Below are 21,025 nucleotides of genomic sequence, written 5' to 3'. Positions count from 1 at the left end.
GTCGCCCACCTCCTCGCGGATCGCGGGCAGCGCGTCGAGCGTCGCCGGCGTGCCGTCGAGCTGCCGTCCGCCATGATTGGAAACGACGATCCCCTCCGGCGCCACTTCCGCCATCGCGATCCGTGCATCCTCGCGGTCCATCAGCCCCTTGATGACGATCTTGCCCGGCCAGTTCGCGCGCACCCATTCGAGGTCTTTCCACGTCATCGCCGGGTCGAGGTTCTGCGCCACCCACGCTCCGAACTCGCCGAAGCCGCGCGCATTCGGCACTGCCTCGCGCAGATTGCCGAAGTCGAGCGGCTTGCCGCCCAGCGCCACGTCGCGGATCCAGCCCGGCCGTTTCGCGAAGTCGAGCGCCACCTTGAGTTTCTTGCCGAGCGGCATCGCCGCGTTCATGCCGTTGCGCGTGTCGCGGTAGCGCGCGCCGAGCACGGCGAGATCGACCGTGAACACCAGCACCGGGCAGCCCGCCTCATGCGCGCGTTGCATCAGCGCGCGGGCATAGCCGCGATCCTTGATGACATAGAGCTGGAACCAGAAGGGCACCGTCGTCGCCTTCGCGACTTCCTCGATGGCGCAGATGCTCACCGTCGACAGCGTGAAGGGCACGCCGAATTTTTCCGCCGCCTTCGCCGCCTGCACCTCGCCGCGCCGCGCATACATGCCCGCAAACCCGACCGGCGACAGCGCCGCCGGAATTTTCCATGTCCGGCCGAAAATCTCCGTGCCCGTATCGATGCTGGAAACATCGCGCAGCACCCGCTGGCGCAGCTTCAGCCGCCGGAACGCCGCCACATTGTCGTCGAGCGTCGCCTCCGCATAGGAACCGCCGTCGATATAATCGAACAACTGCGTCGGCAACCGCTTCCGCGCCAGTTCCCGGTAGTCCGAAACGGATACCGGATTGAGATTGAGACTCATGGAAATCCCCCCAGCTATGTGCGGAGCATTCTTTCCTTCCCACCCTCCCCTTGTGGGAGGGTCAAACCGCTGCAGGCGGTTTGGGGAGGGGGACTCCGCTTGATCGAAATGAACGCGGCCTCGACTCTATCCGCAACTTCACCCCTCCCCAAACGGTCTTCGACCGTTTGACCCTCCCACAGGGGGAGGGTGGAAGAGAGAGTCCTCTCAGCTATCCCCCGGATCCACGGGCGCGTTGTCCCGCTTCGCGTCGATGATATAGGCAAGCTCCTCGAACGCATCGAGCATCGCGTCCGCGTTGCCCTCCTCCAGCAGCGACGGCAGGTAGCGCGCCAGCGCCATTTCGAATTCGCGGTGCTTGGCGAGCCCCTTCCGCGTCAGCGTCAGGTGGATGCTCCGCCCGTCGCTCTTGTCCGGCGCCCGCTGGATGAGCCCGCGCTTCTCCATGTCGGCGATCAGGCCCGAAGCCGTCGGCTTGCGGATCGCCGCTTCCACGGCAAGTTCGCCCGCCCGCTTCGGCCCCCGCTTCAGGAACAGCAGAAAGCGGTATTGCGGGATGGTGATCTCCATCTCCCGCGCGATCTGCTCGAACTGGCGGAACAGCACCACCACCGTGCGCGCCATCAGGATGAGGCGCCGGTCGAGATCCTCGTCGATGGTGCTGTCCCGCATGTCCGTCGTCATGGAAGTCCGATCAGAAAATGGCGTAGCCGCCGTCGATCACAAAAGTATCGCCCGAATGATAGGACGAAGCGTCCGATGCGAGATAGACCGCCACGCCGCCGAAATCGCCCGGCTCGCCCCAGCGCCTGGCCGGCACGCGCGGGATCACCTTTTCCGCGAAGGCGGGCGCCGCCTGCGCCTGCGCCGTCATGTCGGTCGCGATCCAGCCCGGCAGGATCGAGTTCGCCCGCATGCCGTAACGCGCATGCTCGACCGCGATGCTCTTCATCATGGAAATCACGCCGCCCTTGGTCGCCGCATAGGCTTCGTTGCGCGCCGCGCCTTCGATCGCGGCAAGGCTCGCGACGCCGACGAGAGAGCCGCCCGCGTCGCCCGCCTTGGCGCGCTCTACCATGTGCCGCGCCGCCTCGCGCAGCGTGAAGAACACGCCGTCGAGATTGACCGCCAGTGTCTTGCGATAGATCTCCGTCGACATTTCGAGGAACGACGGCGCGCCGAAGCCGACGCCCGCATTCGCGAACACGCTGTCGATGCGGCCTAGTTCCTTCACCGTCGCGCCGATCCCGTCCACCACCTGGCGTTCGTCCGACACGTCGACTTTGCGCGTATAGACCTTCACGCCATGCGCGCGAAGCTGCTCGGCCGCGCGCGCGTTCTTGTCCTCGTTCGTGCCCCATATGGCCACGTCCGCGCCCGATTGCGCGATCGCGTCCGCCATGCCGAGGCCGATGCCGCCATTGCCGCCCGTGACGAGCGCGACTTTTCCGGAAAGGTCGAAAGGTTTGTAGCTCATGTTTCCGTCTCCCTGATTTTGCTTTTCTGGGTTGCTGAATTCTGTGCGATGCGGCGCAGAGCCTTGCGGCTCCCGCCCGCGCCGGTCAATTACCCTTTCGGGGCAGCGGCGCTGCTCTCGGCTTTTCCGCCGCCGCTGCGCGCGGCTCTTCCTTCAGCTCCGCGCAGACGAAATAGGGTTTGAAGGAGAGCGTCTCCGGATCGGGCGGTATCTGGCACGAATAGATCGACGGCCCCTTTTGCAGGATCAGCGCCGTGCCGTAATTGCCCCGGATCTCGTAGCCGTCCTCCGCCAGCGCCGTCAGCGACTTGGTCGTCGCCACGAACGGGCCGGAGCGCGTGCCGGTGTCGAATTTCTCCGATTGCGCCTCGGCGGGCATGGCGGCAAACGCCCCGCCGAAAAGCAGCGCGAGCGTGAAGGCGGTCCGGCGGTTCATGGATGTCAGGGCTCCGGTTGGGACAGGCGGGCAGGGGTGGGTAAGCTCCCCCCGATCCTAGCCCCTCTTTCTCAAACGATACAGCGCGCGCACAGCCCGGAGATTTCCACGATCTTCCGCTCGGCCTTGAAATGCGCCCGTGCCGCTGCGGCTTCCAGCGCCGTTTCGAGCTTCGGGTCGACGATTTCCTCGGTCGCGCCGCAGTTCCGGCAGATCAGGAACTGGCCGGTATGCGGCGCCCCCGCCTCGATGCAGCCGAGATAGGCATTGAGCGATTCGATCTTGTGGATCAGCCCTTCCGCCATCAGGAAGTCGAGCGCCCGGTAGACGGTCGGCGGCCGCGCCGCCTTGTGGCTCCGCGCCAGCTCGTCCAGCACGTCATAGGCGCCCACCGGCTTGTGGCTCTTCCACACGATCTGCAGCACCTTTTCGCGCAAGGGGGTCAGCTGCGTGCCCCGCTCGTCGCAAAGTGCGCGCGCCGTCGCCAGCGCATCGTCGATGCAGGCCCGGTGGTTGTGCGATGTATGCGCCGCGCGCGCCGTCATGCCGTTTCCTTTGTTCCGATGGCCCGATGATACAACATAACAATCGCATTTGTCGCGCCCGCCCGACTCGCCTTAACGTCGCGCCATGTGCGGACGCTTTGCCATCACCACCGCTCCGGCGGCCATGCGCGACCTCTTCGGCTATGACGAACAGCCGAATTTCCCGCCGCGCTACAACATCGCGCCCACCCAGCCGGTGCCCATCGTGCTGTTCGAGGGCGGCCGACGCCGTTTTCTCCTCGTCCGCTGGGGCCTCGTCCCTTCATGGGCGAAGGAAATGCCGCAATCCCTCCTCATCAACGCCCGCGCCGAAACCATCTCCGAAAAGCCGAGCTTCCGCGGCGCCTTCCGCCACCACCGCGCGCTGATGCCGGCCGACGGCTTCTATGAATGGCAGACGACGGGGAAGGGGACGAAGCAGCCTTTCCTGATCCGCCGCCGCGACGGCCGTCCCTTCGCCATGGCCGCCATCTGGGACACATGGATGCCGTCCGGCGGCAGCGAGCTCGACAGTTGCGCCGTGGTGACGACGGAAGCGAACGAAACCCTCGCGCCCATCCACCACCGCATGCCCGTCATCCTGGACGAGAAGGACTGGCCCCGCTGGCTCGATCCGGCGGCGACCGAAAAGGAACTCCTCGCGCTCCTCCGCCCCGCGCCCGCCGATCTCCTCGAAGCCATTCCCGTCAGCACACGGATCAACCGCGTGGCCAACGACGATGCCTCCCTCCAGACCCCCGAACTGGTCACTCCCGAACCCGAAAAGCCCGCCCGCAAGAAATCCCCCGAGCCCGACACGCGGCAGATGGGCCTGTTCTGAGCGGTCAAAAAACAGGTGTCATCCGGCGAAAGCCAAAAAACAGATGTCATCCCGGCGAAAGCCAAAAAACAGATGTCATCCCGGCGAAAGCCAAAAAACAGATGTCATCCCGGCGAAAGCCGGGACCCATTGGTTCCCTCAGCAAGAGCTTTGCACGCGCCGTTTGCCCCGTCACCGGGCCATGGGAAGATCAAACAAGAATTGAGCTGGATTGGGTCCCGGCTTTCGCCGGGATGACACCTTATCTTCTAGGTCTCGTCACCCCCCGACGCATGCGGCCCCAGCCGCCTCGACATCACCGCAACCTCATCCTGCGCATAGCCGAGCCCCGCATAGAACCCCATCGCTTGCTCGTTCCCCCGCCGCACCATCAGGTTGAGCTTCCAGACGCCCCGCGCCCGAAGCCACTCTTCCGCCGCCGCCATGATCGCCCGCCCGAGCCCCTCGCCGCGATGGGCAGGATCGGCGGCGACGTAGTAGACCGCGCCCCGATGCCCGTCATGACCCACCATCGCGCTGGCGGCGATGCGGCCCTCCCGCTCGATCACCAGCACGTCCGACGCAGGCCCGCGCCGCGCAAACGCGATGTCCTTCATCGGGTCGTTCCATGGCCGCGTCAGTCCGCAAGCCTCCCACAGCGCCGCGAGCGCGGCTTCGTCCCCGTCGCGGGCCGGGCGGACGGCGGCGGAACCTGATTCGATATCCATATGGGGCATGTGCCTTCTCCGGAGGGGAGGAAAAGCGCGGCAGTATAGCCCGATTGCGGCTCTCCGGCTTCCCCGTCGCGCAAACCCGGATCATCCCCTATAATCTTTCTCCAGCCCCCGGGGACACCATGCTCTCGAACATCATCATCCTGCTCGTTCTGATCTTGCTGAACGGGTTCTTTTCGATGTCGGAAATGGCGGTCGTCTCCTCGCGGCGCCAGCGCCTCCAGGCCATGCTGACCCAGCGCAAGCGAACCGAGGGGGCGAGCCCCGCCGGTCCCGAAGCCGCGCTCCAGCTTCAGGCCGAACCGGGCCGCTTCCTCTCCTCGGTGCAGATCGGCATCACCATGGTCGGCGTCTTCACCGGCGCCTTCGGCGGCGCGACGCTCGCCGGCCCCATTTCGTCCTTCATGCGCGACTGGCCCTGGATCGGCCCTTATGCCGAGCCTGTCGCCTTCGGCTTCGTCGTCATCGTCCTCACCTATCTCTCGCTCATCCTCGGCGAGCTGGTGCCGAAGCGCATCGCATTGTCGAACCCCGAAGGCTTCGCGTCGGCCATCGCGCGTCCCATGAGCGGCCTCGCGCGCCTGCTCGGTCCCGCCGTCACCTTCCTTTCCTGGTCGACGGAAGCGGTGGTGAAGCTCTATGGCATCACCGGCCAGCAGGTGCCGCGCGTGACGGAAGAGGAAATCAGACACATGGTGGAGGAGGGCGCCGCCTCGGGCGCCATCGAAGGCGTCGAGCGCGACATCGTCAACCGCGTCTTCCGCCTGGGCGACACGCGCGTCGCCGAAGTCATGACGCCGCGCGTGCAGCTCACCTGGCTCGATATCGACGAGTCGGTCGAGAAGAACCTCGCGCTCATCCGCGCCAACCAGAAGATGCGCTATCCCGTGCGGCGCGGCGCCAATGGCCCCTTCATCGGCATGGTGCGCCTCGAGGACCTGCACCTCCAGCCGCGCACCAACGACGAGCTGCTCGCGCGCATGTCGCCGCCGCTCTACATCCCGCGCACGGCGAGCGTCCTGAAGGCGCTGAGCACGCTCCAGTCCGAAAACATGTTCATGGCCTTCATCATCGACGAATACGGCGATGTCGTCGGCACGCTCTCCATGTCGGAAATCTTCTTCGCCATGATCGGCGACATCTCTGACCACGCCAATGACCGCAACCCCGCCGTCGCCATCCGCGAGGACGGCTCGTGGATCATCGACGGCGTCGTCTCGGTCGACGAAATCCGCCGCCTGCTGAAACTCCACAAGCTTCCCGGCGACGAAAGCAACGAAGTGAACACGCTCGCCGGCGTCATGTTCAACTGGTTCGGCCGCCTGCCGCGCGAAGGCGACTACTTCGCCTGGAACGGCTACCGCTTCGAAGTCGTCGACATGGACGGCCCCCGCATCGACAAAATCCTCATCGTCCCCGCCCAGAACCTCCCGATAGGCAACGCCCTGGCGCGGAGTGCGGATTAGCCTCATTCGTCATTGCGAGGAGCAAAGCGACGAAGCAATCCAGGGCTTGCGGCAATAAGGCCAACAAAAAACAATTGTCATCCCGGCGAAAGCCGGGACCCATTGGTTCCCTCAGCCAATGCGGCTATCTCCGGGCATAAAACGAAACACGGAAACTCCTCCCTGGAAATTCCCGAACGTCCGCAAAATTAAAAACATATGCCAAAAAACAAATGTCACCCCGGCGCCGGTCCCGGCGAAAGCCGGGAACACCGGGGTCCATGTGCATCACCGGGAATAAAAGAGAGGCCCATGGATCCCGGCTTTCGCCGGGATGACACCGTTGGTTGTGGTGCGCGTTAAACCACCTTGCCCGGGTTCAAAATCCCCTTCGGGTCCAGCGCCCGCTTCAGCGCCCGCATCGCCGCCATCTCCACCGGCGATTTCGTCGCCGCGATCTCGTCGCGCTTCAGCCGCCCCACGCCATGCTCCGCGCTGATCGAGCCGCCCATCCCGCGCACGATGCCATGCACGATCCCGTTCATCTCGCCCCACAGCGCGAGGAACGCCGCCTTGTCGGCGCCCACCGGCTGGCTGAGATTGAAATGCACGTTCCCGTCGCCGATATGCCCGAACGGCACCGGCCGCACGCCGGGGAGCCGCGCCGTCACCGCCTCGCTCGCCTGCGCGATGAAATCCGCCATCCGCGACACCGGCACGGAAATATCGTGCTTGATGCTTCCGCCCTCAGCGCGCTGCACGTCGGACAAGGCCTCGCGCAATCGCCAGAAATCCGCGCGCTGCGCTTCCGAGCGCGCCACCGCTGCGTCGCTCACCAGCCCCTGGTCGAGCCCTTCGGCCAGCGCCGCCTCCATCGTCTCGGCAAGCCGCGCATCTTCCATCCCCGCCGTCATCTCGATCAGCACATACCAGGGATATGGCTCCGCAAGCGGATCGCTCGCACCCTCGATATGCCGCGTCACGAACTCGACGCCGATCCTCGGCACCAGCTCGAAACTCGAAACCTGCCCGCCCGCAAGCCCGTCCGCCACCCGCAGCAGCTTCACCGCCGCTTCCACGCTCGGCACGGCGGCAAATGCCGTCTCGACCGACAGCGGCATCGGAAAGAGTTTCAGCACCGCCCCCGTAATGATCCCGAGCGTCCCCTCCGAGCCGAGGAAAATCTGTTTCAGGTCGTAGCCCGTATTGTCCTTGCGGAGCCCGGTGAGCCCGTCCCAGACATCGCCATTTGCCATCACCACTTCGAGCCCCAGCACCAGGTCGCGCGCATTGCCGTAGCGCAACACCTGCGTGCCGCCCGCATTGGTCGAAAGATTGCCGCCGATCTGGCACGAGCCTTCTGACGCGAGGCTGAGCGGAAACAGCCGGTCCGCCTCCCGCGCCGCAGCTTGCGCGGCGGCCAGCGTCACGCCCGCATCGACGGTCAGCGTATTGTTCTGCGTGTCGATGCCGCGCACCGCATTCATCCGCGAAAGCGACAGCAATATCTCCTCGCCGCTCTCATCCGGTATCTGCCCGCCGACCAGTCCCGTATTCCCGCCCTGCGGCACCACATGAACCCCCGTCTCATGCGCGATCCGCATCACCGCCGAAACCTCCGCCGTCGACGCCGGCCGAACCACCGCCGCCGCCCGCCCGCGATAAAGCTCCCGCCGCTCGACCAGGTAAGGCGCCATGTCCGCTTCCTCGACGACAAACCCCTTGTCGCCGACGACATCCTTCAAGCGCTGCAATATTTCGGGAGTGGGTTTCATTTGGACAGTAAAAACCTCGGTGTCATCCCGGCGAAAGCCGGGACCCATTAGCCTATCGATTCAACGACGCGGTCAAATCTTCCCCTTCTGGATTCGCCTTCTCGATCAACTGCACCTTCCACGCGCGCTTCCATTCCTTGATCGCCTTCTCACGCCCGATCGCTTCATTCACATCATCATGCGTTTCCGCATAAACGAGCCGGTGGACCTGGTACTTTTTCGTGAATCCCGAAGCGATGCCGTTCCGATGTTCGTCGATCCGCCGCGCAATGTCATTGGTCACGCCAACATAAAGCGTTCCATGTTTGCGGCTCGCAAGGATATAGACGAAGTAGCTCATCTGGACGTGTCATCCTGATATTTACACTACTCGACAAAAATACGGCGTCATCCCGGCGAAAGCCCAAAAAACAAACGTCATCCCGGCGGAAGCCGGGACCCATTGGTTCCCTCAGCAAGAGTTGTTGCACGTGCCGGTTGCTTTCATCTCCAGCGATTGGATGGCAATATAAGTATTGAGGTGGATTGGGTCCCGGCTTTCGCCGGGATGACACTTTTACTTTCGGCCAATACAGCGGCAGAAGTGAATCTCCACCTCACACCCTCCTATGCGCCCTCACCCCCAGATGCAGCCAGCGCGCACGGCCGCCCTCGTCGCCGATAAAATGCCAGCTCTGCGGCAGCGTCATCCCCGGCGCGACGCCGAGAAACAATTCCGTATTCACCGCCTCCAGCACCGTGCGCTTCGGCCCGCCCGACATCACCGCATAATCCGGCGAGGGCGTCACCGTCGCGACGAGCTTGCCGCCCTCCGCCGTCACCTCGATTGCCTCCATCGAATTCGCATAGCGCCCGGCATAGCGCGCCGCGTCGAGCACGAGCGACGCATCGGGCGTCGGCAATTCCGGCGGCGCGATGCCGGCCGCCTCCGCGAACACCTCGCGGATCAGCGCATCCGCCATCGCCTTGCCGTTGCCGCCATTCGTCAGCAGGCAAAGCGCCGTCTCGCTTTCCGGGTGGTAGCGCAGCCATGCCGCCTGGCCGATGGTCGAGCCGTCATGGCCGAACACCTCGTAATGCCCGTCGCCGTCCCAGTCCCACATGAAAGTGGCGAGTCCGATCGCATCGATGTTCATGCCCTTGGGGCAGGCGACGTTCCTGAGATGCATCGCATGAACGCTCTCGGCACTCAGAACCTGCTTCCCGTTCGGCGCCACGCCCTCATTCATCATCATCCGCGCGAAGGTCACGATATCCCGCGCGCGGGCCATTGGCGTCGCCCCCGCCGGCCCGTTCGACGCCGCGAGATAGGCGATCGGCGTCACCATCAGCGCGCCGGGCGCCCCGAGATGCCCGATTGCCGTCTGGTAGCGCATCGCCTGTTCCGGCAGCGTCGAGAAGGCAGGCGTATCGAGCAACTTTGAAATCCGTGTACGGATCGCCTTGTCCCATGTCGTCCCGTTCGCCACCTCGATCATCCGCCCGGCTGCCACGAACCCCGTATTGCAATAGGAAAACATCTCGCCCGGCGCATGCACCTGCTCGAGCCCCGCCATCATCGAAACGAACTTCGCCACCCGGTCCTCGCCGCGCCCCGCATCCTTGAAGAAATCCCCGGTGACCCCGCTCGTATGCGACAGCAACTGGCGGAGCGTCACCCCCGCGGCGACCGCCTCGTCCTTCACCCTGAACTCCGGCAGCACTTTGCGCACCGGCGCGTCGAGATCGAGCTTCCCTTCCTCCACAAGCTGCATGATGAGCGCCGCCGTATAGAGCTTGGTGATGGAGCCGATCTGGAACAGCGTGTCGGATGTCGCCGGCACCCGCGTCTCCAGATTGCACACCCCCGCCGCCGCCTCGAGCAGCTCTCCCTCGCCCCAAACCGCCAACGAAGCCCCCGGCACCCCGCACTCGCGGACAAGTGTTTCAAGTCGTTGCTGAAAGTGGGCGGCGGCAAGGGTCATGGGAACTTTCGCTGTTCGGTATGGCTGGCTGTCGCAGCCGATCCTATCCCCCATCCCCCACCACTGTCATTGCCGGGCTCGACCCGGCAATCCAGAAGCCGCCAAAGGCGGCGTCCTCGTCAAGAGTCGCCGCGCGCAGGGGAAGGACAGCTCGCCCGGGCATAAGTTTGCTCCCCGAGCTCTCCTCCCACCCTCCCCTCGGGGAGGGTCGAGCGGTCGAAGACCGTTCGGGGCGGGGGCGCCGCAGACACGAGAGTCCAGAACCGGGGATAACTTTCTTTCCTCCGCTCACGGACTTGTCCCCACCACCCATATCGTCATTGCGAGCGGAGCGAAGCAATCCAGGAGTCGCACATGAAGACTGGATTGCTTCGCCGGCAGACGCCTCCCCACGACGCACCGGGGATAACTCATAACAAATCCGTACACGGATAAATCAAAACACCGTTTATGACAGTTCGTTGACAATTCGATGACAGAGGCCCGGGGATAACCGCCCGAAAATGCAAATCCCTTCGCGATTTCAACCGTCTGGCGGCTCTGCCGGAATGCCTCTAGAGTGCCGCGCGATTTCAGGCAAAGGACCGTCACAAATGACCGAAGTAACGAGCGTCGACCACATCATCATCGCGGTCCGCGATCTCGGGGAAGCCGAGAAAAACTACACCGCCATCTTCGGCCGCGAGCCCTCCTGGAAGGGCGTCCATCCCGGCGTCGGCACCGGTAACGTCTTGTACCGCCTCGCAAATACCTATGTGGAGCTCTACGCGCCCGTCGCCGAAGGCGCCAATGCCGACGCCCTGAAGAAGCGTCTGGACGAAGTGGGCGAGGGCCTTTACGGCATCGTGCTGGGCGTCGAGGACGCCGCCGCCGCCACCGAAGCCTTCAACGCGCGCGGCCTCAAATCCGGCGCCCCGGTCGAGGGCTCCGGCCGTGACGAGATCACGGGCGCCATCCGCAAATGGCGCACCATCGCCATGCCGGCGGATCAGGTGCGTGGCCTTTTCATGCTGGGGATTCAACACCTTAGCCCTGCCGACGCGCTCCCGCCCGCGCCGCTTTCCGCTGGCGTTTCGGAAGCCGAAGCCGTCCCCGGCTGCGACCATGTCGTCGTCATGACCCCCGACGCCGAGGCCTGCAAACAGCTCTTCGGTGACAAACTCGGCATCCGTCTCGCCCTCGATCAGACGAAACCCGAATGGGGCGTCCGCCAGCTTTTCTTCCGTGTGGGCGGCCTCACCATCGAAGTGGTGGAGTCTCTCGACAAGTCGAAGGCGCCGAAAACCGAACGATTCTGGGGACTTGCCTGGAAGGTCGCGAATGTCGGCGCCGTCGCGGGCCGTCTCGCGAAAGCCGGCCTCGACGTCTCCGAGGTCCGTGTCGGCCGGAAAGAGGGCACCGAAGTCGCCACGATCCGGAAAGCCACCAACGGTGTCCCGACATTGCTGGTGGGACCTGCCTAACCCCTTGGCGCCGCTGCTCTTTTCAGCCGGTCGTTGATCGCCTCGCCGAGCCCCTCCATGGGGATCGGCGAGACCGCGATCCGCTTGCCGCCCGCCGTCGCATCGAGCGCGCGCAGCATCGCGAAGAGGTTCGCCGCCGCCTCGGTCAGGTCCCCGGAAGCCGATAGATTCATTGAGCTTTTCGCCTTGGGCCCAAAGCCGAGCAACACCTCGTCCGGCCCCGCTTCCCTTGCATCGAGCCGCAGCGGCGCCCCCGGCGCGTAATGGCTTTCGAGCTGCCCTGGCGACGCGCGTCCCGCCTCTCCCGATGCCGCATCCGCATCGGCCAGCCGCCGTCCCAGCACCGCCTCGATCTCCGCCCGCGCCACCGCGCCGGGCCGCAGAAGTGTCGGAATTCCTTGAGGAAATCCGATCACGGTGGATTCAAGCCCGAGCCGGCACGCCCCCCCATCCAGCACCATCGCCAGCAGGTCGGAGTGCCCCAGCGACTCCATTACATGGCTCGCCCGCGTCGGGCTCACCTTGCCGGACGCATTGGCCGAAGGCGCGGCAATCGGCCGTTTCGCGGCTTTCAGCAGCGCCTGCGCCGTCTCATGCGCCGGTACGCGGATCGCCACCGTGTCGAGCCCCGCGCTCACCAGCAGCGACAGCCTCGCATCCGCGCGCCGCGGCAGCACCAGCGTCAGCCCGCCGGGCCAGAAATGCCGCGCGAGCGTCTTCGCCTCCGCGCTGAAAACCACATGTTTTTCAGCCGCTTGCGCGTCCGCCACATGAACGATCAGCGGGTTGAAACGCGGTCTTCCCTTGGCCTCGAAAATGCGCGCCACCGCCTTGTCGTCGCTCGCATCCGCGCCAAGCCCGTAGACGGTCTCCGTCGGAAACGCGACGAGCTTCCCCTCGCGGATCAGCCCACCCGCGCGCGCAATCGCCGCCTCGCTCGCCGCCACGCATTCCGCCATCAAATCCCACTCTTCTGCTCGGTACACTTCGCGCGGAGAATACAGTAAAAGGCCCAAACACCCCGCTTTTCCGCGCCTCAGGAGACCTCATGACATATCGTCCGTCCGTCCGCGACATGGCTTTCACGCTGAACGAGGTCGCCGGTCTTTCGGAACTGCTGGGCAAGGGCGCCTATGAGGATGTCTCCGCCGACCTGGTCGAAGCCGTTATGGAGGAAGGCGCAAAGCTCGCCGCCGATGTCCTCGCGCCGCTCAATCGCTCGGGCGACGCCGAAGGCGCGAAGCTGAAAAATGGAGCGGTATCAGTGCCTTCCGGCTTCGCGGATGCTTATCGCAAATGGGTGGACGGAGGCTGGGGCAGCCTCGCCGCGACGACGGAATATGGCGGGCAGGGCCTCCCCGTCGCGCTCTCCGTCGCCATGCAGGAAATGTGGAACGCCGCCTGCATCTCCTTCGGTCTCTGCCCCATCCTCAGCCAGGGCGCCATCGAAGCGCTGACGGCGCACGGCACCGAAGAACAGAAAAACATCTACCTCGCCAAACTCATCTCGGGCGAGTGGACCGGCACGATGAACCTCACCGAGCCGCAGGCGGGCTCCGACCTCAACGCCTTGAAGGCAAAGGCCGTTCCGCAGGGCGACGGCACCTACAGGATCACCGGCACCAAGATTTTCATCACCTATGGCGACCACGACATGGCCGAAAATATCGTCCATCTCGTCCTCGCGCGCCTGCCCGATGCGCCTGCCGGCACGAAAGGCATTTCGCTCTTCCTCGTCCCCAAATTCCTCGTCAACGAAGACGGCTCCCTCGGCGCCCGCAACGATGCCTGGTGCATTGGACTTGAAGAGAAACTCGGCATCCATGGCAGCCCCACCTGCGTCATGTCCTATGGCGAAAATGGCGGCGCCATCGGTACGCTGATCGGTCAGGAAAACCGCGGCCTTGCCTGCATGTTCACGATGATGAACAACGCCCGCCTCCTCGTCGGCACGCAAGGCGTCGCCCTCGCCGAAGCCGCGTATCAGCACGCATTGGCCTACGCGAAAGACCGCAAGCAGGGCCGCCCGCTCGGCTCCACGCTCGCGCCCGGCGAAATGGCGCCCATCGTCGAGCATCCCGATATCCGCCGCATGCTCCTCACCATGAAATCGCTCACCGATGCCTCGCGCGCCATCTGCTACGCAACGGCCGTCGCCATCGACGGCGCGCATGCCGGGGATAAGCGTGAGGAAGCGCAGGCCCGCGCCGATTTGCTGACGCCCATCGCAAAATCCTTTTCCACCGATATCGGCGTCGAAGTCGCCTCCATCGGCGTGCAGATCCACGGCGGCATGGGCTTCATCGAGGAAACCGGCGCCGCGCAATTCCTCCGCGACGCGCGCATCCTGCCCATCTACGAAGGCACCAACGGCATTCAGGCGATCGATCTTGTCAGCCGCAAGCTCCCCCTCGGAAACGGCAGCGTCGTCAAAGGCTTCATCGCCGAAATGCGCGAAACCGCGGCGCAGGCACGTTCCTCCAACGACAAGCTCCTCGGCGAAATCGGCGGCGCTCTCGATGCCGCGCTGGATGCACTCGACAAGGCGACGGACTACATGCTCGCCAATCTGAAATCCGCGCCGAACGATTGTCTCGCCGGCGCCTCGCCCTATCTCCGCCTCTTCGGAACGGCGGCCGGCGGCCACTATCTCGCGCAAGGCGCCATGCGCGATCCCGCCGCGAAGGCGCGCCTCGCGCTCGCGCAGTTCTACGCGGCCAATGTGCTGCCCGCCGTTCACGGCCTGCTCGCCCCGGCGACGGCAGGCGCGAACAGTCTCTTCGCGCTGACGGCGGATGAGCTGACCTGATGATTACGGATTTCGCGACGATATCCGCTGCGCTCGCCATCGTCTGGGTGATGCTCATCGTCTCGAAATATCTGCGCTGGCGGCTTGCCGTTCTGGCGCGCCTCTTTATCCCCGGTTCGGTCGTCGCGGGCTTCATCCTGATGTTCGCAGGCCCGGAAGTGGCGGGCGCGCTCACCGGCGTCCAAGTCATTCCCGAAGATGTGCTGGATATCTGGCGGCAGCTTCCGGCCCTGCTGATCAACGTCGTCTTTGCCGGCCTCTTTCTCGGCAAGATCATTCCAGGACCCCGCCAGATCTGGCACCGCGCGGGCCCCGTCATTGCCTATGGCCAGGCCATCGCCTGGGGCCAGTATGTCGTCGGAATCGGTCTCGTCATTGCGGTACTCGCCCCCTTTTACGCCACGCCTCCCGTCGCTGGCGCCCTGATCGAAATTTCCTTCGAGGGCGGCCACGGTACGGCCGCCGGCCTTGGTCCCACATTCGAAGCGGTGGGCTTCGCCGCGGGCACCGATCTCGCCCTTGGCCTCGCGACCATTGGCCTTGTGGGCTCGGTTCTGATCGGCCTTGTGCTGATCAATTGGGCGGCGCGGCGCGGTCTTGTCGACCCCGAAGGCATCCGCTCTCCGACGCCCGAGCTTCATCCGGATCCACCCGCCGACACGACGGAGCAGCTCGCCGCCCGTCCCGCGACGACGGACGCCGCGCAGCCCATCGATCCGATGTCGCTGCATCTCGGTCTCTTTGCTGTCGCTATCGCTATCGGCTGGGGCCTGCATCAACTGCTGATCCTTCTTGAGGAAAACACCTGGGGCCGCGACGGCACGCGCATCCTCGCCTATCTGCCGCTTTTTCCGCTCGCCATGCTTGGCGGCGTCGCCGTGCAGGTCGTGGTCAGCCGCTACATTGGCATGGGTCTTGTGGACCGGGGATTAGTGAACAGGATTTCCGGTGCCGCGCTGGACATTCTGATCGTAGCGGCCTTGGCGACGCTCTCGCTGACCGCGATCAACGACAATCTCGGCCCCTTCGTCTGGCTCGCCGTCGGCGGCATCGCCTGGAACATTTTTGCATTGCTGGTGCTTGCGCCGCGCATGCTCGGGCCGGACTGGTTCGCGCAGGGCATTCCGCATTTCGGACAGGCGATGGGCATGACGGTGAGCGGGCTGATGCTCTTCCGTATTGCCGATCCTGAAAACCGCTCCGGAGGGCTGGAGAATTTCGGTTACAAGCAGCTTTTCTTCGCGCCCATTGTCGGCGGTGGCCTGTTCACGGCGGCTGCCATGCCGCTTATCCTCGCCTTCGGTCCCTGGCCCCTGCTGATTTGCACGAGCCTCCTTCTGGCCATCTGGATTTATGTCGGAGAGCGGCTGGCGCGTAAGGTTCCGTAGCGTCGCCCTTGGCATTCGATTGTGCCGTTTGACCTCTTCCCGGCCTGCGCCTATCACGGACAAGTCGCCTCGCGGCCCTTCGCGGGCGACTGTTCGAGAGTCCCCATGTCCGATATTTCGCAAGCGACCATAGAGAGCACCGATCTCCGCTATCCCTTCGACAGAAGGGTGCCGGAACCGGCGGAAATGCTGAAGGTCGCCGAGGGCATCTGGTGGGTGCGCATGCCGCTTCCCTTCCAGCTCGACCACATCAATCTCTGGCTGCTCGAAGACGGCGATGGCTGGACGGTGGTGGACACAGGCGTCGCCTCCGACGAAGTGAAGGCGCTCTGGCGTCAGGTCTTCCAGACCGGCTTGCAAGGCAAGCCCGTTACCGGCCTCGTCGTCACCCATCTCCATCCGGATCACGTCGGCCTTGCCGGTTGGTTCACGCGCAAATGGGGCATCGAGCTGCGGATGTCGCGCACCGATTTCCTGATGTGCAAGACGCTGGTGCTCGACACGGGTCGCGACGCGCCGCAGGAAGCGCTCGATTTCTATCGCGCCGCCGGCTTCAGCGAGCGCGGCGTCGAGAGCTATCGCAAGCGTTTCGGCGGCTTCGGCGAGCGCGTCTCGCGCATGCCCGATATTTTCCGTCGTTTGCGCGAAGGCGACGAGTTGAAGATCGGCGGCCGGACATGGCGCGCCGTCGTCGGCTCCGGCCATGCGCCCGAGCACATCTGCCTCTATTGCGAGGAAGCGAAAATCCTCATCTCCGGCGATCAGGTGCTGCCGAGGATATCGTCCAATGTCAGCGTCCATCCGACCGAGGCCTACGAAAATCCGCTTGAAGACTGGATCGACAGCTGCAAGCGCCTGCGCGCCACACTGCCGGAGGATCTGCTTGTCCTCCCCGCGCATAACGAACCCTTCTACGGCCTCCACACCCGCCTGACGCAGCTCATCGACGGTCACGAGGAAGGATTGGCGAAGCTTCTCGCGCTCCTCGAAACCCCGAAACGCGCCATCGACGTTTTCCCCGCCCTCTTCAAGCGCAAGATCGGCCCCGAAGTCTTCTTCATGGCGACAGGCGAAAGCCTCGCGCACCTGAATTGCCTGATCGGCCGCGGCCTTGCGACCGTCAGCCGCGACGAAAACGGCGTCGATTGGTACCGCCAGGCGTAAATCCCGCCTAGACTGGCGAACAATGAAATCCCTCGGCCCAAAGCAATGACCACGCTTCTCGTTACCCACTCCGCCTGTCTGGAGCATGAAACCCCGCCGGGCCATCCCGAATGCGTGGCGCGGCTGCGGGCCGTGCTGGGGGCGCTTGAGACCGAGGATTTCGCGCTTCTGCAACGCGCCGAGGCGCCGCGCGCCAGCCGCGAGCAGATCTCCCGCGTTCACCCCATGAGCCATATCGAACGCATCGAAAACGCGGTACCCGCCGAAGGTTTCCGCCGCATCGACGCCGATACCGCCATGTCGCCGGGCTCCGGCGAAGCGGCCTTCCGTGCAGCCGGCGCCGTCGTTTATGCCGTCGACGAGGTCATGGCCGGCCGCGCCCGCAACGGTTTCTGCGCCGTTCGCCCGCCGGGGCATCATGCGGAGCCGGAAACGGCGATGGGTTTCTGCCTGTTCAACAACATCGCCATCGGCGCGCTCCACGCGCGTGAGGCGCATGGCTGCAAGCGCGTCGCCGTGGTCGATTTCGACGTGCATCACGGCAACGGAACGCAGGCCGCATTCGAAACGAACCCGGACCTCTTCTACGCCTCCACCCATCAGTGGCCGCTCTATCCGGGCACGGGCAGGGCAGGGGAATACGGCGTCGGCAACATCCTGAACCGCTGCCTCCAGCCCGGGGCCGGTTCCGCCGAGTTCCGCGCCGCCATTTCCGATGTGGTTATCCCCGCGCTGGAACAATTTCGCCCGGATTTCATCTTCATTTCGGCCGGTTTCGATGCGCATATCTCGGACCCGCTCGCAAATCTGCGGCTCACCGACGAAGACTATGGCTGGGTCACCGCCGAACTGGTGAAGACGGCGGACCGCCTCTGCGGCGGTCGCGTTGTCTCCGCGCTTGAGGGGGGGTATGACTTGCAGGCGCTGGCGTCGAGCGCGCGGGCGCATGTGAAGGCGCTGATGCTCGCCGCCTGAGAAAAGCCCGGAATACCGCCCCAAAAGGGAGAGAGACCATGTCCGCCGCCAAAGCCGACGCACACAAGGATATCGAGAAACTGAGCTTCGAGGAGGCGCTGGCGCAGCTCGAAAAGATCGTCGGCCAGCTCGAATCCGGCGAAGCACCGCTCGAAACCTCGATCGACCTCTATGAACGCGGTACTGCATTGAAAGCCCATTGCGAGGCGCGCCTGAAAGCGGCGGAAGCCAAGGTCGAAAAGATCACCTTGTCCGCATCCGGCGAGCCGGCCGGCACAGAACCGCTCGACGTCGGTTGACGCCGCGTCACGGACAAGCCGCATGACCCCCGCAACAGCCGAAACCTTCGATACCGCACTCGGCAGCGTCGCTTCCGATGTGGAAGCAATGCTCGACCGCCTGTTGCCGCGCGTCGAAGGGCCGGAAGCGCAACTGGCTGAAGCGGTGCGTTATGCGGCGCTGGGCGGCGGCAAGCGGTTTCGCCCCTTCCTCGCCGTTCAAAGTGCCTCCCTTTTCGGTGTCGCGGCGGAACCGGCTCTCCGCGTCGCCGCCGCGGCCGAATGCGTGCATATCTATTCGCTCGTGCATGACGACCTTCCCTGCATGGACGACGACGACCTGCGCCATGGCGCGCCGTCCGTTCACCGGAAGTATGACGAGGCGACGGCCATACTGGCGGGCGATGCGCTCCTGACGCTCGCCTTCGAAATCCTCGCCGATCCCGAAACGCATGAGCGCGCCCGCGTCCGCATCGAACTCGTCCGCCGGCTCGCCCACGCATCCGGTGCCCATGGCATGGTCGGCGGCCAGATCATCGACCTGACGAGCGAAGGCAGGGAACTCGACATGGGCGGCATCACCCGCCTGCAGCAACTCAAGACGGGCGCGCTGATTTCGTTCAGTTGCGAAGCGGGCGCTATTCTCGGCCGGGCCTCGCCGGAAGCGCTCCACGCCCTACATGCTTATGCCCATGACCTGGGCCTCGCCTACCAGATCGCGGACGACATTCTGGATGCCGAAGGCGATGCCGCGACCATGGGCAAGACGACCGGCAAGGACGCGGCCGCGGGCAAGGCGACCTTCGTTTCGATCCTCGGCCTCGACCGGGCTCGCGCGCAGGCGCGGATGCTCGCGGACCAGGCAGTCCAACATCTTGATTTGTTTGATGAAAGAGCCGATCTTTTGCGTCAGGCGGCGCGTTTCGTTATAACGCGGCGCAAGTGAGAACCGTCCGGATTTCCGCAATCCGTGCCGTTACGTCCGGGCCCGTCGTCGGCCCCCGATTTGGCCTATGACCGGCCGAGGTGAGTGTTGAGCAGCAAACCCGCGACCCCTTTGCTTGACCGGGTGAATACCCCGGCGGACCTGCGTGCGCTTGATGAAAGCGATCTGCGCCAGGTCGCGGATGAGTTGCGCGCCGAAGTCATCGACGCCGTGTCGCAGACGGGTGGACATCTGGGCGCCGGGCTTGGCGTCGTCGAACTCACAGTCGCACTCCACTACGTCTTCGACACGCCGGACGATCGCATCATCTGGGATGTCGGCCATCAGGCTTATCCCCACAAGATACTCACCGGCCGCCGCGACCGCATCCGCACGCTGCGGCAGGCGGACGGCCTTTCCGGTTTCACCAAGCGCGCCGAGAGCGAATACGACCCCTTCGGCGCCGCGCATTCCTCCACCTCGATATCCTCGGGTCTCGGCATGGCCGTCGCCCGCGATCTCAAGGGCGGCACCAACAATGTCGTTGCCGTGATCGGCGACGGCGCCATGTCGGCCGGCATGGCCTATGAGGCAATGAACAATGCCGGCTCGATGAACAGCCGCCTCATCATCATCCTCAACGACAACGACATGTCGATCGCGCCCCCCGTTGGCGCGATGAGTGCTTATCTCGCGCGTCTCCTTTCCGGCGGCGCCTACCGTTCCATGCGGCATCTCGCCAAGCAGCTCGCGCAGCTTCTGCCCAAGCGGCTGGAAGAAAGCGCCCGCCGCGCCGAGGAATATGCGCGCGGCATGGCGATGGGCGGCACGCTCTTCGAGGAACTCGGTCTCTACTATGTCGGTCCGATAGACGGGCATAACTTCGACCATCTGTTGCCCGTCCTGAAAAATGTGCGCGATGCCGGCGAAGGTCCCATCCTCGTCCATGTCGTGACGCAGAAAGGCAAGGGCTACGCGCCCGCCGAAGCGGCCGAGGATAAATATCACGGCGTTTCCAGGTTCGATGTCGTCACCGGCACGCAGGCGAAGGCGCAGGCTAATGCGCCGAGCTACACCAAGGTCTTTGCCGAAAGCCTGATCGCGCATGCCGAACAGGACGACAAGATCGTCGCCATCACGGCGGCCATGCCGGGCGGCACGGGCCTCGATCTGTTTGCGCAGCGTTTTCCGGGGCGTACCTTCGATGTCGGCATCGCCGAACAGCACGCGGTGACGTTCGCGGCCGGTCTCGCGACCGAAGGATTCAAGCCCTTTGCGACCATCTATTCCACCTTCCTGCAGCGCGCTTACGATCAGGTCGTGCATGACGTGGCGATCCAGCGTCTGCCCGTCCGCTTCGCCATCGACCGCGCGGGGCTCGTCGGCGCCGACGGTCCGACGCATGCGGGGTCGTTCGACGTCACCTATCTCGCCTGCCTGCCGGGCTTCGTCGTCATGGCGGCGGCGGACGAGGCGGAACTGAAACACATGGTGGCGACGGCCGTCGCCATCGACGACCGGCCGTCCTCGCTACGTTATCCCCGGGGCGAGGGTATCGGCGTCGAAATGCCCGCCATCGGCACGCCGCTCGAAATCGGCAAGGGCCGCATTCTGCGTGAAGGCACCAAGGTCGCGATCCTTTCGCTCGGCACACGCCTCGCCGAAGCGATGAAAGCCGCCGAACAACTCGGCGCGCTCGGTCTGTCGACGACCGTTGTCGATGCTCGCTTCGCAAAGCGGCTGGACGAAGACCTGATAGCGCGCCTCGCTCGCGAACATGAATTGCTGATCACCGTGGAAGAAGGTTCCATCGGCGGCTTCGGCAGCCATGTGCTGGATTTCCTCGCCCGTTCCGGCGCGCTCGATTACGGCTTGAAGGTCCGGCCCATGGCGCTGCCCGATATTTTCATTGACCAGGACAAGCCGG

General features: G+C 64.7%; 20 protein-coding genes. 10 read left to right on the top strand and 10 right to left on the bottom strand.

The annotated features are described in order from the left end of the window. From Q8S60_RS01845 to Q8S60_RS01825, 5 genes are all read right to left on the bottom strand, one after another. Nucleotides 1–921: L-lactate dehydrogenase (locus Q8S60_RS01845; protein WP_305668284.1), on the bottom strand; the 921-nt coding region annotated here is incomplete at its 3' end. A 207-nt stretch (nucleotides 922–1,128) separates the two neighbouring features. Next, nucleotides 1,129–1,605 carry a MarR family winged helix-turn-helix transcriptional regulator gene (locus Q8S60_RS01840; protein WP_305276315.1) on the bottom strand — a complete coding sequence of 159 codons (477 nt, stop codon included), beginning with the start codon at nucleotides 1,603–1,605 and terminating at the stop codon, nucleotides 1,129–1,131. Between the two features lie 10 nt (nucleotides 1,606–1,615). After that, the gene (locus Q8S60_RS01835) at nucleotides 1,616–2,398 is read right to left on the bottom strand and encodes an SDR family NAD(P)-dependent oxidoreductase (RefSeq protein ID WP_305276317.1); all 783 of its coding nucleotides are present in this window, start codon (nucleotides 2,396–2,398) and stop codon (nucleotides 1,616–1,618) included. A gap of 85 nt (nucleotides 2,399–2,483) precedes the next feature. Beyond that, complete coding sequence (locus Q8S60_RS01830) at nucleotides 2,484–2,834, bottom strand: hypothetical protein (protein ID WP_305276318.1); 351 nt, start codon at nucleotides 2,832–2,834, stop codon at nucleotides 2,484–2,486. 71 nt (nucleotides 2,835–2,905) lie between these two features. Next, the gene (locus tag Q8S60_RS01825) at nucleotides 2,906–3,379 is read right to left on the bottom strand and encodes a Fur family transcriptional regulator (RefSeq protein WP_305276319.1); all 474 of its coding nucleotides are present in this window, start codon (nucleotides 3,377–3,379) and stop codon (nucleotides 2,906–2,908) included. 85 nt (nucleotides 3,380–3,464) lie between these two features. On the opposite strand from Q8S60_RS01825, the gene Q8S60_RS01820 reads away from it, so the two are divergent. Then, nucleotides 3,465–4,199, top strand: coding sequence for an SOS response-associated peptidase (locus Q8S60_RS01820; RefSeq protein ID WP_305276321.1), 735 nt, complete (start codon nucleotides 3,465–3,467; stop codon nucleotides 4,197–4,199). Nucleotides 4,200–4,447: 248 nt separating this feature from the next. On the opposite strand, the gene Q8S60_RS01815 is transcribed toward Q8S60_RS01820, so the two are convergent. After that, nucleotides 4,448–4,915 carry a GNAT family acetyltransferase gene (locus Q8S60_RS01815; RefSeq protein ID WP_370867257.1) on the bottom strand — a complete coding sequence of 156 codons (468 nt, stop codon included), beginning with the start codon at nucleotides 4,913–4,915 and terminating at the stop codon, nucleotides 4,448–4,450. Between the two features lie 119 nt (nucleotides 4,916–5,034). On the opposite strand from Q8S60_RS01815, the gene Q8S60_RS01810 reads away from it, so the two are divergent. Next, nucleotides 5,035–6,378, top strand: coding sequence for a hemolysin family protein (locus Q8S60_RS01810; RefSeq protein ID WP_305276324.1), 1,344 nt, complete (start codon nucleotides 5,035–5,037; stop codon nucleotides 6,376–6,378). A gap of 338 nt (nucleotides 6,379–6,716) precedes the next feature. Here the strand turns inward: Q8S60_RS01810 and Q8S60_RS01805 are convergent, their stop codons facing one another. From Q8S60_RS01805 to Q8S60_RS01795, 3 genes are all read right to left on the bottom strand, one after another. Continuing rightward, on the bottom strand, nucleotides 6,717–8,132 hold the full coding sequence (locus Q8S60_RS01805; protein WP_305276326.1) for an FAD-binding oxidoreductase: 1,416 nt from the start codon (nucleotides 8,130–8,132) through the stop codon (nucleotides 6,717–6,719). Nucleotides 8,133–8,184: 52 nt separating this feature from the next. Continuing rightward, nucleotides 8,185–8,472 carry a GIY-YIG nuclease family protein gene (locus Q8S60_RS01800; RefSeq protein ID WP_305276328.1) on the bottom strand — a complete coding sequence of 96 codons (288 nt, stop codon included), beginning with the start codon at nucleotides 8,470–8,472 and terminating at the stop codon, nucleotides 8,185–8,187. A gap of 256 nt (nucleotides 8,473–8,728) precedes the next feature. Then, nucleotides 8,729–10,096: a serine hydrolase gene (locus tag Q8S60_RS01795; protein WP_305668283.1), complete on the bottom strand. Its 1,368-nt coding sequence runs from the start codon at nucleotides 10,094–10,096 to the stop codon at nucleotides 8,729–8,731. Nucleotides 10,097–10,689: 593 nt separating this feature from the next. Here Q8S60_RS01795 and Q8S60_RS01790 point away from each other — a divergent pair. Then, nucleotides 10,690–11,559, top strand: a complete 870-nt coding sequence (locus tag Q8S60_RS01790) for a VOC family protein (protein WP_305668282.1) — start codon at nucleotides 10,690–10,692, stop codon at nucleotides 11,557–11,559. Here Q8S60_RS01790 and Q8S60_RS01785 read toward each other — a convergent pair. Next, nucleotides 11,556–12,518 (bottom strand): L-threonylcarbamoyladenylate synthase, encoded by a 963-nt coding sequence (locus tag Q8S60_RS01785; protein ID WP_305668281.1) that lies wholly within the window; start codon nucleotides 12,516–12,518, stop codon nucleotides 11,556–11,558. The two genes, Q8S60_RS01790 and Q8S60_RS01785, sit on opposite strands and share 4 nt — an antisense overlap. 89 nt (nucleotides 12,519–12,607) lie before the next feature. Between Q8S60_RS01785 and Q8S60_RS01780 the strand changes: the two genes are divergently transcribed. From Q8S60_RS01780 to dxs, 7 genes are all read left to right on the top strand, one after another. Further along, on the top strand, nucleotides 12,608–14,368 hold the full coding sequence (locus tag Q8S60_RS01780) for an acyl-CoA dehydrogenase (RefSeq protein WP_305668280.1): 1,761 nt from the start codon (nucleotides 12,608–12,610) through the stop codon (nucleotides 14,366–14,368). After that, nucleotides 14,368–15,756 carry a sodium/glutamate symporter gene (locus tag Q8S60_RS01775; protein ID WP_305668279.1) on the top strand — a complete coding sequence of 463 codons (1,389 nt, stop codon included), beginning with the start codon at nucleotides 14,368–14,370 and terminating at the stop codon, nucleotides 15,754–15,756. The genes Q8S60_RS01780 and Q8S60_RS01775 overlap by 1 nt, the downstream gene beginning before the upstream one ends. Before the next feature lie 105 nt (nucleotides 15,757–15,861). Beyond that, nucleotides 15,862–16,920 carry an MBL fold metallo-hydrolase gene (locus Q8S60_RS01770; RefSeq protein WP_305276339.1) on the top strand — a complete coding sequence of 353 codons (1,059 nt, stop codon included), beginning with the start codon at nucleotides 15,862–15,864 and terminating at the stop codon, nucleotides 16,918–16,920. A gap of 45 nt (nucleotides 16,921–16,965) precedes the next feature. Then, nucleotides 16,966–17,895, top strand: a complete 930-nt coding sequence (locus tag Q8S60_RS01765) for a histone deacetylase family protein (RefSeq protein ID WP_305276340.1) — start codon at nucleotides 16,966–16,968, stop codon at nucleotides 17,893–17,895. A gap of 38 nt (nucleotides 17,896–17,933) precedes the next feature. Continuing rightward, nucleotides 17,934–18,194 carry an exodeoxyribonuclease VII small subunit gene (locus Q8S60_RS01760; protein WP_305276341.1) on the top strand — a complete coding sequence of 87 codons (261 nt, stop codon included), beginning with the start codon at nucleotides 17,934–17,936 and terminating at the stop codon, nucleotides 18,192–18,194. A 22-nt stretch (nucleotides 18,195–18,216) separates the two neighbouring features. Next, nucleotides 18,217–19,119: a polyprenyl synthetase family protein gene (locus Q8S60_RS01755; RefSeq protein WP_305276342.1), complete on the top strand. Its 903-nt coding sequence runs from the start codon at nucleotides 18,217–18,219 to the stop codon at nucleotides 19,117–19,119. A gap of 87 nt (nucleotides 19,120–19,206) precedes the next feature. Continuing rightward, on the top strand, nucleotides 19,207–21,025 hold a 1,819-nt coding region (gene dxs, locus Q8S60_RS01750; protein ID WP_305668278.1), incomplete at its 3' end, for a 1-deoxy-D-xylulose-5-phosphate synthase.

Origin of the sequence: Parvibaculum sp. (assembly GCF_030694575.1) — a bacterium.
In the GTDB taxonomy this organism is placed as follows: Bacteria; Pseudomonadota; Alphaproteobacteria; order Parvibaculales; family Parvibaculaceae; genus Parvibaculum.
This window is presented reverse-complemented; position numbering and strand designations above follow the sequence as displayed.

Excerpts from the sequence above, each read along its gene's own strand:
- Q8S60_RS01840 (WP_305276315.1), bottom strand. The coding sequence starts at position 1,605 with ATGACGACGGACATGCGGGACAGCACCATCGACGAGGATCTCGACCGG.
- Q8S60_RS01835 (WP_305276317.1), bottom strand. The coding sequence starts at position 2,398 with ATGAGCTACAAACCTTTCGACCTTTCCGGAAAAGTCGCGCTCGTCACG.
- Q8S60_RS01830 (WP_305276318.1), bottom strand. The coding sequence starts at position 2,834 with ATGAACCGCCGGACCGCCTTCACGCTCGCGCTGCTTTTCGGCGGGGCG.
- Q8S60_RS01825 (WP_305276319.1), bottom strand. The coding sequence starts at position 3,379 with ATGACGGCGCGCGCGGCGCATACATCGCACAACCACCGGGCCTGCATC.
- Q8S60_RS01820 (WP_305276321.1), top strand. The coding sequence starts at position 3,465 with ATGTGCGGACGCTTTGCCATCACCACCGCTCCGGCGGCCATGCGCGAC.
- Q8S60_RS01815 (WP_370867257.1), bottom strand. The coding sequence starts at position 4,915 with ATGCCCCATATGGATATCGAATCAGGTTCCGCCGCCGTCCGCCCGGCC.
- Q8S60_RS01810 (WP_305276324.1), top strand. The coding sequence starts at position 5,035 with ATGCTCTCGAACATCATCATCCTGCTCGTTCTGATCTTGCTGAACGGG.
- Q8S60_RS01805 (WP_305276326.1), bottom strand. The coding sequence starts at position 8,132 with ATGAAACCCACTCCCGAAATATTGCAGCGCTTGAAGGATGTCGTCGGC.
- Q8S60_RS01800 (WP_305276328.1), bottom strand. The coding sequence starts at position 8,472 with ATGAGCTACTTCGTCTATATCCTTGCGAGCCGCAAACATGGAACGCTT.
- Q8S60_RS01795 (WP_305668283.1), bottom strand. The coding sequence starts at position 10,096 with ATGACCCTTGCCGCCGCCCACTTTCAGCAACGACTTGAAACACTTGTC.
- Q8S60_RS01790 (WP_305668282.1), top strand. The coding sequence starts at position 10,690 with ATGACCGAAGTAACGAGCGTCGACCACATCATCATCGCGGTCCGCGAT.
- Q8S60_RS01785 (WP_305668281.1), bottom strand. The coding sequence starts at position 12,518 with ATGGCGGAATGCGTGGCGGCGAGCGAGGCGGCGATTGCGCGCGCGGGT.
- Q8S60_RS01780 (WP_305668280.1), top strand. The coding sequence starts at position 12,608 with ATGACATATCGTCCGTCCGTCCGCGACATGGCTTTCACGCTGAACGAG.
- Q8S60_RS01775 (WP_305668279.1), top strand. The coding sequence starts at position 14,368 with ATGATTACGGATTTCGCGACGATATCCGCTGCGCTCGCCATCGTCTGG.
- Q8S60_RS01770 (WP_305276339.1), top strand. The coding sequence starts at position 15,862 with ATGTCCGATATTTCGCAAGCGACCATAGAGAGCACCGATCTCCGCTAT.
- Q8S60_RS01765 (WP_305276340.1), top strand. The coding sequence starts at position 16,966 with ATGACCACGCTTCTCGTTACCCACTCCGCCTGTCTGGAGCATGAAACC.
- Q8S60_RS01760 (WP_305276341.1), top strand. The coding sequence starts at position 17,934 with ATGTCCGCCGCCAAAGCCGACGCACACAAGGATATCGAGAAACTGAGC.
- Q8S60_RS01755 (WP_305276342.1), top strand. The coding sequence starts at position 18,217 with ATGACCCCCGCAACAGCCGAAACCTTCGATACCGCACTCGGCAGCGTC.